Source organism: Pontibacter vulgaris (assembly GCF_022758145.1).
In the GTDB taxonomy this organism is placed as follows: domain Bacteria; phylum Bacteroidota; class Bacteroidia; order Cytophagales; family Hymenobacteraceae; genus Pontibacter; species Pontibacter vulgaris.
Window position 1 is genome coordinate 507,517 of sequence record NZ_JAJVDH010000003.1, and the last position, 15,191, is coordinate 522,707.

At 44.7% G+C, this 15,191-nt stretch carries 11 protein-coding genes; 8 read left to right on the top strand and 3 right to left on the bottom strand.

Going from position 1 to position 15,191, the window contains the following annotated elements; genetic code table 11:
• Window positions 1–21: 21 nt before the first annotated feature.
• The 3 genes from LWP20_RS07505 (at window position 22) to LWP20_RS07515 (ending at window position 6,067) form a co-directional block, all read left to right on the top strand.
• Complete coding sequence (locus LWP20_RS07505) at window positions 22–1,407, top strand: RagB/SusD family nutrient uptake outer membrane protein (RefSeq protein WP_242927506.1); 1,386 nt, start codon at window positions 22–24, stop codon at window positions 1,405–1,407.
• Between the two features lie 225 nt (window positions 1,408–1,632).
• Window positions 1,633–4,611 carry a SusC/RagA family TonB-linked outer membrane protein gene (locus LWP20_RS07510; RefSeq protein WP_242927507.1) on the top strand — a complete coding sequence of 993 codons (2,979 nt, stop codon included), beginning with the start codon at window positions 1,633–1,635 and terminating at the stop codon, window positions 4,609–4,611.
• 16 nt (window positions 4,612–4,627) lie between these two features.
• Window positions 4,628–6,067, top strand: coding sequence for a RagB/SusD family nutrient uptake outer membrane protein (locus LWP20_RS07515; RefSeq protein WP_242927508.1), 1,440 nt, complete (start codon window positions 4,628–4,630; stop codon window positions 6,065–6,067).
• 258 nt (window positions 6,068–6,325) lie between these two features.
• On the opposite strand, the gene surE is transcribed toward LWP20_RS07515, so the two are convergent.
• Complete coding sequence (gene surE, locus LWP20_RS07520) at window positions 6,326–7,099, bottom strand: 5'/3'-nucleotidase SurE (protein WP_242927509.1); 774 nt, start codon at window positions 7,097–7,099, stop codon at window positions 6,326–6,328.
• Window positions 7,100–7,220: 121 nt separating this feature from the next.
• Here surE and LWP20_RS07525 point away from each other — a divergent pair, with 121 nt between their 5' ends.
• The 4 genes from LWP20_RS07525 to LWP20_RS07540 all read left to right on the top strand — a co-directional run bounded on the left by LWP20_RS07525 (window position 7,221) and on the right by LWP20_RS07540 (window position 11,984).
• On the top strand, window positions 7,221–7,835 hold the full coding sequence (locus tag LWP20_RS07525; protein WP_242927510.1) for a mechanosensitive ion channel protein MscS: 615 nt from the start codon (window positions 7,221–7,223) through the stop codon (window positions 7,833–7,835).
• 40 nt (window positions 7,836–7,875) lie between these two features.
• Complete coding sequence (locus LWP20_RS07530; protein ID WP_262914551.1) at window positions 7,876–8,319, top strand: DoxX family protein; 444 nt, start codon at window positions 7,876–7,878, stop codon at window positions 8,317–8,319.
• 474 nt (window positions 8,320–8,793) lie between these two features.
• Entirely contained in the window at window positions 8,794–10,551 is a 1,758-nt protein-coding gene (locus LWP20_RS07535; RefSeq protein ID WP_242927512.1) for a M14 family metallopeptidase, read from the top strand.
• 155 nt (window positions 10,552–10,706) lie between these two features.
• Complete coding sequence (locus LWP20_RS07540; protein WP_242927513.1) at window positions 10,707–11,984, top strand: hypothetical protein; 1,278 nt, start codon at window positions 10,707–10,709, stop codon at window positions 11,982–11,984.
• A 49-nt stretch (window positions 11,985–12,033) separates the two neighbouring features.
• Here the strand turns inward: LWP20_RS07540 and LWP20_RS07545 are convergent, their stop codons facing one another.
• A complete protein-coding gene (locus LWP20_RS07545) occupies window positions 12,034–12,612 on the bottom strand; it encodes a hypothetical protein (RefSeq protein WP_242927514.1) in 579 nt (192 codons plus the stop codon).
• 385 nt (window positions 12,613–12,997) lie between these two features.
• Here LWP20_RS07545 and LWP20_RS07550 point away from each other — a divergent pair, with 385 nt between their 5' ends.
• A complete protein-coding gene (locus LWP20_RS07550) occupies window positions 12,998–13,612 on the top strand; it encodes a nitroreductase family protein (RefSeq protein ID WP_496197210.1) in 615 nt (204 codons plus the stop codon).
• A 102-nt stretch (window positions 13,613–13,714) separates the two neighbouring features.
• On the opposite strand, the gene LWP20_RS07555 is transcribed toward LWP20_RS07550, so the two are convergent.
• Complete coding sequence (locus tag LWP20_RS07555) at window positions 13,715–15,034, bottom strand: hypothetical protein (protein WP_242927516.1); 1,320 nt, start codon at window positions 15,032–15,034, stop codon at window positions 13,715–13,717.
• Window positions 15,035–15,191: the final 157 nt, after the last annotated feature.

Genomic DNA, 15,191 nt, shown 5'->3' on the forward strand with positions numbered 1-15,191 from the left:
GAGCTAAAGGATACTAACATCATGAAAAAATATTCGATTATACTTTTTGCGGCCCTGAGCCTTGGTGCTTTCAGTAGCTGCGACGACATTCTGGATGTAGAGCCCACAACGGCTATAGAGGCAGAAGGTGCGGTTAAAGACTATACTACACTTAACCGCGAGGCCCTTGGTGCATACAGCGCTTTGCAGTCAGGTAACTATTACGGTTTCCGATACCTGCTTTACCAGGATGTTTATGCTGATAACATGCTGCATGCCGGTACTTTTACTACTGACCGCGAAGCATCGGCAAGGCGTTTTAATGCTTCTAACTTACAATTATCCAGCACTTGGGCATCTATTTACACAGCAATTAACCGTGCCAACATTACCATACGCGATGCCGACCGCCTCACCAACATCAGTGAAGAGCAGCGCGCGGGCATAAAAGCGGAAATGTTGTTTATAAGAGCGCTTGCACACTTTGATCTTGTAAAGGTTTTTGGCGGTGTACCCATTGTTACTACCCCTACAACCACTATAGCAGAAATTCAGAATGCGCCACGCTCAACAGAAGCTCAGGTATACGATGCTATAATTACTGATCTTCAGAATGCCAAAGCGGCTTTTGAAACTGCAGGCAATACTGCCAGCGCACTGGGTAAGCGCCGCAGCAGTGGCCTTGCTGCTTCTGCTCTGCTGGCGAGAGTGGCTTTACAACGTGGTAATAATGCACTGGCCGAACAGAATGCTAATGAAGTGATTACAAGTGGGGCGTATACTCTGGAATCAAATTTCGCTAACATCTTCACTAGCGAATCTGGTCGTGAAATTATTTTCGAACTTGATTTCACACTTAACGACCAGAACGCGCTGGGCACAGCTTCAGATCCAGCCTCAGCAGGTCAGAAATTTTACCTGCGTGAAGCTGCTTTCAATGTTTTCAAAGCATCCGGAGATAGCGGAGACAAACGCTTTGCCGCAACTACACGCCAGCAAGGCACCCGTTACAGGTTGCTGAAGTATGAAGACGTTACAAACAATGCTGATAACGTACCGATAATACGTCTTGCTGAAATGTACCTGATCCGGGCTGAGGCGCGTGTAAGGCAAACGGCGAGTGGTGGCAATAATATTCTGCCAGCCGACTTACAGGTAATTTCCGATATCAACATGATACGCTCCCGAGCCGGTTTATCTCCTGTAACTGTACTAACCAACGCGCAGGCTTTAACAGAAATACTGGCACAACGTCGCCTGGAGTTTATTGGCGAAGGCTTCCGTTTTATGGATTTAAAGCGCTATAATCAGACTTGCGAACGCCTGGGTTTCTGCCCTGAAGACCTGACAGACTTCCGCAACTTATGGCCAATTCCATTACAACAGATTGAGGTTAACCCTAACCTTACTCAGAACCCTGGTTACTAATAACCGACTATAGTATAAAAAAAGAGGCTTCGGAAACGGAGCCTCTTTTTTTATGCCCTTTTATAATATCATCCGCATTTTCTGTATAGCCTCTCCAGAGTAAACAGCTTAAATCCTTGGCCATTTCCGGGAACATCATACTATTAAAAATTTATAAAATCTTTATATAATTTAATTCGTTTAAAATATATTCCTATAAAAACATCACCAAATATCTTCCAAAACATGAAAAAAATTATACTCCTGTTAGTGCTGTACCTTTCTTTAGTTGGTGAGGTATGGGCACAGACATTAACCGTTTCTGGTCGGGTAACATCAGGTACCGATGGCTCAGCCTTACCAGGGGTTACGGTACTCCAACGTGGCACAAGCAATGGTACAACTACTGGCTCCAATGGTGAATTTAACCTGACTGTACCAACCAATGCTACTTTGGTATTCAGCTTTATAGGTATGGCTACCCAGGAAATACCTGTAAACGGACGATCTACTATAAATGTAACACTCCGTGCCGACGAGAAACAATTGAGCGAAGTGGTAGTTACAGGGTATGGCACGCAGCTTAAGCAGGAACTTACCGGTAACATAGCCCGGGTATCAGGTGATGAGATTGCCAACATACCGACTCCAACGCTGGAATCTACACTGCAGGGCCGGGCAGCTGGTGTGTATATTAACCAGGGTAGTGGCAAGTTGGGCTCAGGATTAAATATCCGTGTAAGGGGCTCTTCATCTGTTTCGGCAAGCAACCAGCCGCTTTATGTAGTAGATGGCATACCCGTTACGTCAGCCGACCTGGGTTCTGCCAACGCTGAGCCCCTAAACCCTATTGCCGACATCAACCCCAACGATATAGAATCGATAGAAATCCTGAAAGATGCATCTGCAGCCGCCATTTACGGTTCAAGAGCCTCCAACGGTGTAGTACTGATAACAACCAAAAGCGGCAAGGCTGGTAAAACAAATGTTAACTTTAACTACTATACAGGTTTTAGCAAAGCTACCCGCATCCGGAAGTTTTTAAACTCGCAACAATACATAGAGCTGTTTACAGAAGCTGCTGAAAATGAAGGCTACGATGCCGCAGAGGAATTTGAAGGCAACGGACTGGACATCAACTCAACTTATAATCAGGAGTGGTGGGAAGAACCATTCCGGACCGGCAGTGTATCACAGTATGAGGTAACACTGAATGGTGGAACTGAAAAAACACGCTTCTACATAAATACCAACTATAATACACAGGACGGTATTATCATTGGCAACGAATTCGACAGGGCTTCCGGGCGCTTTAACCTGGACCATAGTATAAACGACCGATTCAGGGTGGGTACCAATATCTCATTAATCCGCACTTTGAACCAGCGTGTATCAGACGACAACGCCTTTTCTAACCCGGTACAGCTGAACGCTCTTCCTCCTATCCAGCCAAAGATTGACCCTGCAACCGGCGAATTGAACAGGAATACATTATACTATAATAACCTGATCGATCAGACAGACGGCTTTAACGAGGCTACCACACACAGAACCATAAGCAACGCCTTTCTTGAGTTTGATATTCTTAAAAACCTGACCTTCAGAACTGAACATGGCATTGACTACCTGAACTTAAAAGAAGAGTTATACTTGGGGCGTAATACCGAAGATGGCGGACCAACCGGCTATGGCTACCAGAACCAGCTCACTTCCACTAACTATAACACCAACAACACTTTAACTTTCAATACCCTCCTTAATGATATACATAAATTAGAGCTACTGGGCGGTTTCAGTTATCAGCGAAGCAGAACAGATGCAGGCTCTGTAGAAGGACGCGGTTTCCCGAACGATAACTTTAAGAAAATAGCCAGCGCAGCCCGTATTACCAGTGGCTCCACTACAGGTACCGGCTATAATTTTGCTTCATACTTTGCCCGAGCCAATTATGTACTAAAAGAGCGTTATCTGTTCAGTGGCAGTGTGCGCGTAGATGGTTCATCCAGGTTTGGCGAGGGTAACCGTTATGGTACCTTCCCGGCAGCTTCAGTTGGATGGATCATCAATCAGGAGCCCTTCCTGGGAGGGGTGAATACGGTTAGCTTCCTGAAACTGAGAGCCAGCTATGGCCTTACAGGAAATGCCGAGATCGGGAACTTTGCCCCGCTAGCCCTGTACGAAGCTAATTTTTACGCAGATCAGGCAGGTATTATACTTACCACCCTACCAAACAAGGATTTGCAATGGGAAAAAACAACCCAGTTTGATGTAGGCCTGGACTATGGTTTATTCGACGATAGAATAACAGGTGAAATAGACTATTACGTTAAAAATACCAACGACCTGCTACTTAACCTGCCAATACCAGGCTATAACGGCTTTACCATCATTACAAAAAACCTCGGAAAGCTGGAAAACAAAGGAATTGAGTTTGTAATAAACTCCCGCAACCTGGTTGGAGCATTTGAATGGACCACAAACTTTAATATTTCCCGCAACCGCAATAAAGTAACCGACCTGAACGGATCTACCATCTTTGGCGGTTCCCGTTTTGTGGGCCAGATCAGAGAAAACGAGCCGATGGGCGTTTTCTGGGGTCCTAAGTACGCAGGCGTAGACCCTCAGAACGGCGATGCCTTATACTATGTGAAAGCCGGTAGCAACGAAACCACAAACGACTACAGCCTTGCCGAAGATCAGAAAATTGGCGACCCCAATCCTGAATTTCTGGGAGGTATAACCAACAATTTCTCTTTCAAAGGATTTGATTTGGGTATACTTATGCAGTTTGTGCAGGGCAACGACCTTTATAATGTGGCAGGCTTCTTCCAATCGGTTAACGCTGATTATTTTGATAACCAGACAACAGATCAGTTGGATAGATGGCAGAACCCGGGAGATATAACAGATGTGCCGCAAGCCAGGCTCTACGCCGGAAACGGAGCAGGCAAGTCTTCCAGGTGGGTGCAGGATGGTTCATTTCTGCGCATCAACTATGTAAACCTGGGCTACAATATTCCTAAAGACCTGATTGGCAGGCTTAAGTTAGCTTCTGCTAAAATATACCTGCAGGCAACAAACCTTGCTACTTTCACTGATTATGAAGGCTATGACCCTGAAGTAAACACTACCTACTTTGGCCGCAGCAATATTACCCTTGGCCACGACTTTTATACGCCGCCGCTTGCCAAAACATTTACAATAGGTATAAACATCGGTCTGTAATTAAACCTCTGAGATCATGAAACTTAAAAATAAAATACTAACGATTATACTGCTAACCTTACTGGGTGCAACCGCCTGCGATGACATGCTGGATGTAGAACCGCAACAGGGGGTAAATGCAGAAGATGCCATTAACACAGCTGATGACCTGGAAAGTGCCGTGATAGGTATGTATTCTATATTAGGTGGTCCGCAGCTTTACGGCACTAACCTTATAATTCTTCCAGAGCTGTTAGGAGCCGAAGAAAACCTGCGTTGGCGGGGCACTTTCCAGAGTTACCGAGAGCTGGAAGGCAAAACCATGACAGCAGATAATGCCGAAGCCAGCCGCACCTGGATAGCAGCCTACAATGCCATCAACCTGGCAAACATCATTTTGAGCAACCTAGATGTAGTTGAAGACCAGGACCAGCGTGCCAGAATAGAGGGTGAAGCTCTTTTTGTAAGAGGTACTATGCATTTTGAGTTAGTAAGGCTTTATGCCAAAGACTGGAACGATGGTGACCCTGCGCAAAATCCAGGAGTGCTCGTTCGCACTACACCAACTACTACAGAAGCCGAAGCCAGAACGCAATATGACCGTGCAAGTGTAGCTGCAGTTTATACACAGGTAATACAGGATTTACAAAGAGCAAAAGAGTTACTGCCCGAGATAAACGATAACCGCGCTACCACATATGCTGCCAGCGCTTTTCTGGCAAGAGTATACTTGCAGAAAAGCGACTTTACCCTGGCCCGTGACGAAGCAAACCGTGTAATAGAGAGCAATTTATACAGACTCAACCCAACGGTAACGGCTGCTTTCCGAAACGACAATACTGCAGAAGTGATATTTGAAATACAGCAGAACGACCAGAATAATGCCGGCGATGCAAATGATGGATTATCTACGTTTTATGCCAGTTTGCCCGGTATCGGAAGAGGCGATGTACAGATCATCAGCGATTTTGATCCGGATGCCAATCCAAACCGCTATACCACCTACGACCTGTATGAGGAAAACGACACCCGCCTGACAGATCTTTTCTACATAGGCTCTGGCAGACGTGCAGGGCGCATATATGCGGGCAAGTGGCTAAGTCCGGGCCAAAACCTGCCTATTGTTCGCCTGGCAGAAATGTACCTGATTCGGGCCGAAGCAAATTTTAGACTAGGTACATCGGTTGGTGCCAGCCCAGTAGCAGACGTTAATATGGTGCGTAACAGAGCGGGTATAACAGAACTTACCCGTGTAACCCTGGCTGATATTTTGTTGGAACGCCGCCTGGAACTTGCCTATGAAGGAGCCCGCATACATGACCTGAGAAGGACAAAGACAGATTTACAGGGGCGCGATGCCGACACCGGTGAAATACTCTATACTATTCCCTGGAATGATCCGACCCTCATACTTCCTATTCCGAAACGTGAGATTGATGCCAGTGGCGGTCAGTTGGAGCAAAATCCTGGGTACTAAACCCATACCTTTACAAAAAAGAGGGCCTGTAGTAGGCCCTCTTTTTTTATATCCCAATTTCGCAATCAGTAATAATTTTAAGTTATACTTTAAAGCTACAGACTACCCGAAGCTGGAAATGTTTCTCTATTAAATCATAATAACTTATATTAAATAAAGAGTTTATACTTCCCTGTTTAAAATGAGTAGAGTTGCAAAGTATAAAAAGCGCCCGCAACTAAAGTATAGCTAAAGCGGTGTTTTTATAAAGTATGGTTCCTAAATATCCCACTCGTTAAGTATGGAAATGGCATGGTGAGCAGTCATATCATACTGGCAAGGCACCACTGAAACATAATTATTTGAAATGGCCCACTCATCTGTATCTTCTCCTTTATCAAAGTTAACGAAGCTGCCTGTCATCCAGAAGTAGCGGCGGTTGCGTGGGTCCAGGCGCTCATCAAACTCTTCCTGCCATTTAGCATGCGCCTGACGGCAAATTTTAACGCCCTTTATTTTCTCCTTGCCCTTCATCGGGAAGTTAACATTCAAGGCGGTGTTCTCTGGTATCCCATTGTCCAGGGCCTGGCGGATGATCAGCTCTACAAATTCTTCGGTATGTGAAAAATCAGCTTCATGGCCGTAATCGCAAAGCGAAAAACCAATAGCCGGCATACCTTCAATAGCTGCCTCTATGGCCGCCGACATAGTACCTGAATACAGCACGCTTATACTTGAGTTGGAGCCATGGTTGATGCCACTTATTACAAGGTCAGGTCTTCTGTCTTTCAGCACGTGGTGCTTGGCCAGTTTCACGCAATCAGCCGGCGTGCCCGAACATTCGTATGCCTCTACATCAAGGTCGTTAAAAGCAATAGATTTATCCAGGCGCAGTGTATTACCTATTGTGATGGCGTGCCCCATTCCAGATTGCGGCCCATCAGGCGCTACTACCACAACTTCTCCCAATTTCAAAGCCACCGTTACCAGTGTCCGGATGCCAGGCGCAGTGATACCGTCGTCGTTCGATACCAATATTAATGGTTTAGCCATTTCTACTATATAAAGTTAATTTATAATATAATAAACGAAATATGATTTCGTGCTAATATACGACAACCCGCTTCAGGGCATCAAGGTTTAACAATAAAATAACTTATTTACAACAGATAAGATGTTCAAGAATATAATTTACGCCATACTGCTGGGAATAGCCATGGCTGCCTGCCTGGATAACCGTGAAAATGTTAGTGAAGAAAAGGCCACAACTGCCAGCGAAACAAGCCCTGTAATTCCTTCTGAGGAAATCCCGGAAATTGACCCTGCAACGTTTCTGATTGCCAAAGACCAGGCAGGAAGTATAAAAATCGGAATGCCGGTAGAGCAAATGCGCCAAAACGTGCCCGCCGCTTTTACTATAACTGACACTATCTTAAACAAGGAAGGACAGCAATATACTGCTTATGTACTAAAAACTGCAGGCGAAAAACGAAGCCTGTTGGTAGAGCAAATCTGTGAGCCAGCCTGCAAAGTATGGCGAATTACTGTACTAAGCCCTGATTTTAAAACAGCAAGCGGTATAGTCATAGGCTCTAAGTATGATGAGGTGCGCCAAAAGTATAAAATTAACTATGTGAGCCCTGGCGAAGGAATCTTTGTAGCAGTAGATGAAGCAGCCGGCTTCAGTTTTGTTCTGGATAAGCCTAACTTACCCGCCGGCAACCCCGCAAACCTAAAGCCTGATGATATTCCAGCTAATACATTGGTGAAAAGCATTTTAATATATTAGGCTTTTGCAATATTTAACGATTATTCGTAACATTGCTTTCATGGCACTACTTCGCTCACGTTACAATTACAGGCCACTTGGTCTTCTACTACTTAGGTTAGGCATAGGCTTTATGTTTATTTTACACGGCTGGCCCAAACTGGCAGGTGGCCCTGAGAAATGGGCACAAATTGGCAGCTCCATGGAAATGTTTGGGGTTAGTTTTGCTCCGGTATTCTGGGGTTTTATGGCAGGCTTTGCTGAAGCTGTAGGTGGCTTTTTACTAATGATAGGCTTGTTCTTCAGGCCTGTTTGTGTGCTGTTATTTATAACGATGGCAGTAGCAACTACAAGTCATGCTCTTTCTGGCGACGGATTTGGCGGTTATTCCCATGCGGCAGAAGCTGCCATCCTGTTCTTCTCCCTGATCTTTATCGGCCCTGGCAAGTATAGCCTGGACAATGCATTATTCCCGAATAAGAAAGATCGCAACAGGTACTTTTAATTACCAACAAGTACAAGGATATATTAAAAGCAGAAGTGTAATAGCTTCTGCTTTTTTATTTTCTGCAAACCGGTTTTAAGCAGAAATTTTAGTTTTCGATTAATTAATCTTTACCGTTTTCCCCTTTGTCATTTCGAGCAGTAGTGAGAAATTTTATTCGCTAAAGTATAAATTCACCCATGGCCCATCCCAGGAGAGGAATTCCGCTAGTGTGCTTGTTTACGTATAGTTTTATAGTTGCCTTAATCATCTCCCAACCCCACCCTAAACCATTCCTGTAATTTCAACTTCAAAAGGGCACATTCGGCTATTTTTACTTTCCTGTCATACCGGCAAAAGGAAAGATATGAACTTTCCAAAGTATAAACTACGGCTTAAATCTGATTCCCGTACCAAGGCTGAAATGATTTTTAACTCTACCATTTCTAAGCAGAAATAACTATCATTACAAACTCATCATTACAAACCTTATTCATGTTATCAACTCTACTACTGGCGGCCCTGCTTAGTACAGGCGCTCCCGATAATAGCAAAACTGACTTAAAAACACCTTACGAGAAAGGAAATGGCAACCAGACTGCCACCTACGAAGAAGCTATAGACTGGTACAAGAATTTCGACCGTGCTTACGAGGAAGTGAAGATGGTGCCTTATGGCTATACTGACTCCGGCAGGCCCTTACACCTGGTAGTTATTTCTACAGATAAAGATTTTGATCCGGCTTCTATCAGGCAAAAAAATAAACGTGTATTATTAATCCAGAATGGTATACACCCCGGTGAGCCGGAAGGTATAGATGCGACTATGATGCTGGCGCGCGATTACCTTCAGGATAAAAACCGCCGCAAGCAGCTCGATAACGTTGTACTGGCCATTATTCCGGTATACAACATTGGCGGTGCTCTTAACCGCAACAACCATACCCGCACGAATCAGAACGGCCCGGAAAGCTATGGTTTCCGGGGCAATGCCCGTAACCTCGACCTGAACCGCGACTACATCAAAACTGATTCAAAAAACGCCCAGCTCTTCCACCTCGTTTTCCGCGATTGGGACCCGGATGTGTTTATGGATAACCATACGTCCAACGGGGCCGATTACCAGCACGTGATGACGCTGATAGGAACGCAGCACAACAAACTAAACCCAACACTAGCTGGCTACCTGAAAGGCAAAATGCTTCCTGCGCTTTACGATGGCATGAAGAAAGACAAATTCCCGATGGTGCCCTACATGAACACTGTAAATGAAACGCCGGATAAAGGCATTATCGGTTTTATGGAGTCTCCGCGCTACGCCACAGGTTATACTGCGCTTTACAACACCATTGGTTTTGTGCCCGAAACGCACATGCTTAAGCCTTTCGACCAGCGCGTAAAAGCAACTTACCAGCTCATGGAAAACATGATTGAAACCGTAAGCCGCGATGCAAAAGTAATAGGTGAGTTACGTGCCAAGGCAAAACAGGAAACACTGGCTCAGAAAAACTTCCCGTTGGATTGGAAACTGGATACTACTAAAGTAGAACAAATCCCTTTTCTGGGCTATGCCGCCAAGTATAAACCTAGTGAAGTAAGCGGTTTGGATCGTTTATACTATGACCGTAAGGCCCCTTATTCTAAAAAGATAAACTACTACAATACCTTTACGCCTACAGTAACAGTACAAAAGCCGGTGGCTTACATTATTCCGCAGGCATGGCGCGAGGTAATTGACCGCCTGAAACTTAACCAGGTGCAGATGCGCCAGCTTAAGCGCGACACCACCATCACCCTCGATTCATACTATATAACAGATTACAAAACAGGCCAGCGACCTTACGAAGGACATTACCTGCACAGCAACACAAAAGTTGAGACGCGCACCATACCACGCCAGTTTTTGAAAGGCGATTACGTAGTTTACCTGAACCAGGAAGCAAACCGCTTTTTAGTGGAAACACTCGAACCGCAGGCTGTAGATTCTTACTTTAACTGGAATTTCTTCGATTCTATACTGATGCAGAAAGAGTATTTTTCGAGCTATGTGTTTGAAGACCTGGCTGCAGAGTATCTGAAAAAGAATCCGAAGCTACGTGAGCAACTCGAGGAGCGCAGAAAGAAAGACCCTGAGTTTGCAAAAAATGGTCGTGCCCAACTGGATTTTGTATACCGCAACTCGCCTAACTATGAGCCTACACACAACCTTTACCCGGTAGGCCGCCTGATGCAGGACATAAAACTTCCGTTGTAAAGTATAGATTGCTCAGAAAGTATAAAAGCCACCTACGCAGGTGGCTTTTTTGTTGGCTTATACTTTGAAATTTTAGTAGCCCCGCAGTTTATACTTAGTTAACGCCTGAACTATAGGCCTTTACAAGAGTAAACTATAGGATAGCAAGTATAACTATGGAGTTACCGGAAGGCTTTCAGAAGATGATGGATTTTGGCCTTGTAGAAGCATTGCTTGGCCGCCGCTCCCGCCGTTTTTTTATGGGTGCCGAAATTCCGGATGGCATTTTTGCCTATAAATCGAAACAGGCTCCTCTCCCACTTTCTGAGCTTGAAAAACTGCTTGTTGTTGCGGCCTGTGCCGGTAATACAAGTTGGCACCACATGATCTTTAGGGCGCAGCGCTATGCTCCGCACCTTTCGAACTATGCTGGCGCAGCAAGTGGACGTACTTTCCCTTCTGCTGCCGGTTTCCATACAAGTATGACATTTTTTACGGATGATGAAGGTGTTTACGTGCTTAATAACCGCGATGCTCCGGCCACTGCTGAAAGAGATAAGGATGGAAACCTGAACCTGGAAGATGTCTTAAATGCATTGAAAAGCCAGATTACAAAACTACAGAATGGGCGTGTGGGCGTGCCCTGTGAAGTACCTTATATAGAAGCGCATAATACCTGGGTTGTAAATAAGCCTGGCACGCTGCTGGTTATGCCTGTTGGCGATCTGTCGCAGCATGTATTGCTCGGTTTATGCTATATGCTCCAGAATGGAATGGTGCTGACTGATGACATCAACAAAAGACCAATTCCCGGAATAGAAAAGTATAACCATATGCTAGCCCCGCAAAGTGTATGGCCCATTACTTTTCTGGAGCAATGGTCGATGGCGGAACTGGCGGCGGAATTAAGTACGAGCTGCTATGCCGGTGCCCTGATGTTGCAGGCAATGGGCCTGGGCGGCTGGATGTTTGATGGCGTTGACCCCCTAAGTATGTTGGGTGCAAGTGGCAACCCAAACGTACCAGGCCTGGGCTTCAGGTACGACTCAGATGAACGCTGGCCTTACCCAAACGTAACCGGCCTGAAAGGAATAATGGAAGGTTATTGCCCCCCTCATTACCCAACCATGCGTGCTGCAGTGGAAGCAATCTGCGACAGGAAGTTCGGAAAAGGCGGCCCTTTTAATACGACCACGCCCGGCCCTTGGAAAGAATCTGCAAAAGTACGTGGCGCTGCAGAAGTGCATCCAGAAGAATTCAGAGAATGCGTTGCCTTGCAGGCGCAATATATTTACGATACGTTTGGGAAGTTTCCGGGCACAGTACCTTCCATTTTTATACTTACCTACCTGCAGGCGCACCACCTGGACCTTGAATTTTACGATACCTTTTTTAAACCGGGCTCATACCTTACAACACACGCCGGGCACATGGCTAACTGGCATAAATTGTAGTTATTCAGCAAGTATAATTGCACCTCCTGTTTTCTCTTTTCATGCTGAATTACATAATGCGATAGCCATACTTAAAAAGCAGTGTCCCGCTCCAATCGCCGTTGCTGTAAGGCTGTGCCATTGCCTTTATACTTGCCAAAGACTTTTCGCCAACGGAAAACTCATTTTCCAGGATCAGGTTCAGGCCAGGCAATAATTTACCCTCCGGATTATCTGGTACAACATCGCCCTTATTTTTGTACCAGTGGTTCATGTATAAAATTGTAGCACCTGTTCCGAGCTTCAGGTTATAGTTTCGGTTATTCCCAAAAGGCGAAAGAAATACATTTCCATCCACATGTGTAGCCAGGGCATAATGTTTCAGATCTTCGCTTATAATACTGGTTCTGTTTCCATAACCCAAGCCTACAGCCACCGAACCACTAATCAGTTTATTATACTTCTTGGTCAGTTCGGCTTCCATCGCGCCAACTAAGATATTCGCATTTGTTTCTTCCTGTGCTAATAGCAAACCACCAATTCCTACTTTTATATCCAATTTACCTTCGAGCCCTGTTTGAGCCCGGGCAATTTCTGATAGCCCAAACAGCATGACAATAAATATGATTAACCAGAAATTCTTATTCATTTGCTTTTTATATGGCTTTTAAAATTTGACTGAATCTTTAACGGCAGAACACCTCTCTTTTATATAAATATTTTAATTTAATTTTTAATTTATTAATCAACAATTCCATAATGCAGTGATAATGGTTAATTATGAAAGCCATTTAAATAACTGACAACCAATCACCTAAATAATTTACAACAAACCACTTATACTCCATACTTCAATTACTATTTGCTTATAAAACACAAAACAATTTGCAGGTATAAGTAAAACCTTAAACCGCAGCTTTAAAAAAGCTTGCAGGAAACTATTGCATTACATGAAGCGTTATTGTTTATATTTGCATGTACATACATTATTTGTATAGATAATAATAAGAATAAATATGAGCCTTTTAAAGCATTTGAATTGGAGATATGCCACCAAGCGTATGACAGGTGAGCAAGTACCACAGGAAAAAGTTGATTATATTCTGGAAGCGACACGTTTATCAGCTTCGTCTATGGGTTTGCAGCCATACACTATTTTAGTAGTTGAGGATGCGGACCTGCGCAAGCAGATTCAGAAAGTTGCCTATAACCAGCCACAGATTGCAGAAGCATCGCACCTTCTTATTTTTGCCGCCTGGGATAATGTGACAGAAACACAGGTAGATGAGTATATGCAGAATATTGCCGCTGTACGTAATGTACCAGTTGAGTCTCTTGCTGATTTTAAAAACAGCCTGATGGGTGCTGTAGTTAGCCGTACACAGGAGCAAAAATATGAGTGGGCCGCACGCCAGGCGTATATTGCACTAGGCACCGCTTTGGCCGCAGCCGCAGAGCAAGGCGTAGATGCCACCCCTATGGAAGGCTTTGACCCTACTGCCCTGGATGAGCTCCTGAACCTGAAAGAAAAAGGATTACGCAGCGTAACAATGCTTCCGTTGGGTTACCGCCACGTAGAAGCCGATTTCTTAGCAACTGCTAAAAAAGTACGCCGTAGCAAAGACAAGCTGTTTGTAAAACTTGCCTAAGTATAAAAACATCACATAAACACAAAAGCCACCTGAATCGGTGGCTTTTGTGTTTATATAATTAGTGCTTCTTCCCTTGTTGCTGAAGAACAAGTATAAATGCTATTTCAGCATTGAGGCTGTGGCCGGGTTAGAAAGCAGCTCACCGAAAAGCTCCCATCGCTTGGCAGGGTTATCTTCAGTGCCGCCATTGGTTTCTATGTAATTGCGTACCAGTTGCTTGCCCAGGTTATAATTGATAACGTAGCTGCGGTATTTATCCATAAAGCGGGTGCGTTGCAGCGCTTTGTCTTTTGGGTACATGTTATACTTTACCAGCATATCAGCAGCTTGCTCGCGCGATATTTTTCCATCCAGGTATAGCCTGGCAGATTCGTTGCCGGCAAAATCAAGCTGGCCCATTTTACCAAGTATAGCATAGTAGCGGTCTGCCTCGGCAGCATTTAAACCTGCCAGCGGAAACAGCACTTCTTTCTCAAATTTTATACGCTCCTTCGCCGGGAAAGCCACATCAATGCCATAGTTGGCACTGCCTTCGGCTATTAAACTCTGTGGCGAAAAAAGAGGGTAAATTGAGTATTCTTTCCAACCTTTTTTATCCACTAAGTTCTGCTCCAGTAACACATTAAATACGTGGTGGCCCGGGTAACCTTCGTGCGAGGCCAGGTCAATGGCTCGCTCAATATAGATCGGAAAATCGGTGTTGATCTGTATTAAACTATAGCCTTTGCCTTTGTAATAATTGTAACCAGACCAGGCTTTATCGGTCACGAATTCGAGTTTAAAGTTTTCGTTTTCAGGCAGTTTATAATGCACTTTGGTACGATTGCGAGCTTCTGCAATGGCAGCTTTAAAAACGGCATCTAACTTAGCTTTCGGTATCTCAAATTTTACGCGGTAGGCATCCCAGCGCTCGCTTATACTTCCTTTGCCCGGCAACTCGCGGTCTATGGCTGTAAGTATAGAATCGAAATGGGCCAGTTCGTAGTGTGGAGGTACAGCATCATAAAGTAGTCTGGCTTCTTCGTCAAAGCTATACTTTTTGCCCTGCATCATCTCTACTTTGGTAATAGCAGCCAGCACCTGTTTCTTAAACATCACCAACCGTCGATTCTCATCTACAGGCAATTTATCGGTTTCCTGAGCCTCTAACTGCTGTTGTATAGCTTTAAATTCAGCTAAAAATTCTTCGGCAGGCAGCGAGTCGGCTGCTTCTCCGGTTGGTTTCCATTCTTCAGGCCCATAGTAAGCATCCACCACATCGCTGTCGTATTGGCCCAGTTTAAGCAGAGTTTTAACGTAGCGCTCGGCCAGTTGGTCCATGGTAACTACATCGGTTTTCCCGGTTTCAGTTTTAGTCGATGAACAAGCCCAGCAGGCAGCAAGCAGCAATAGAAGAAATGTTTTTTTCAGAGTTTGCATGTAAGGTAATTATAGTTCAGGAAGGCAAGTTATGGTTGTTTGGGCAAGATGAAAAAGTATAGCTCAGGATTTATACTTAGCCGGTAATTGTATCGGCTAAGTATAAGAAAGTGTCGGTAAAAGGACCAGACCTACGGCGTTCGCAAAACCTCGGAGC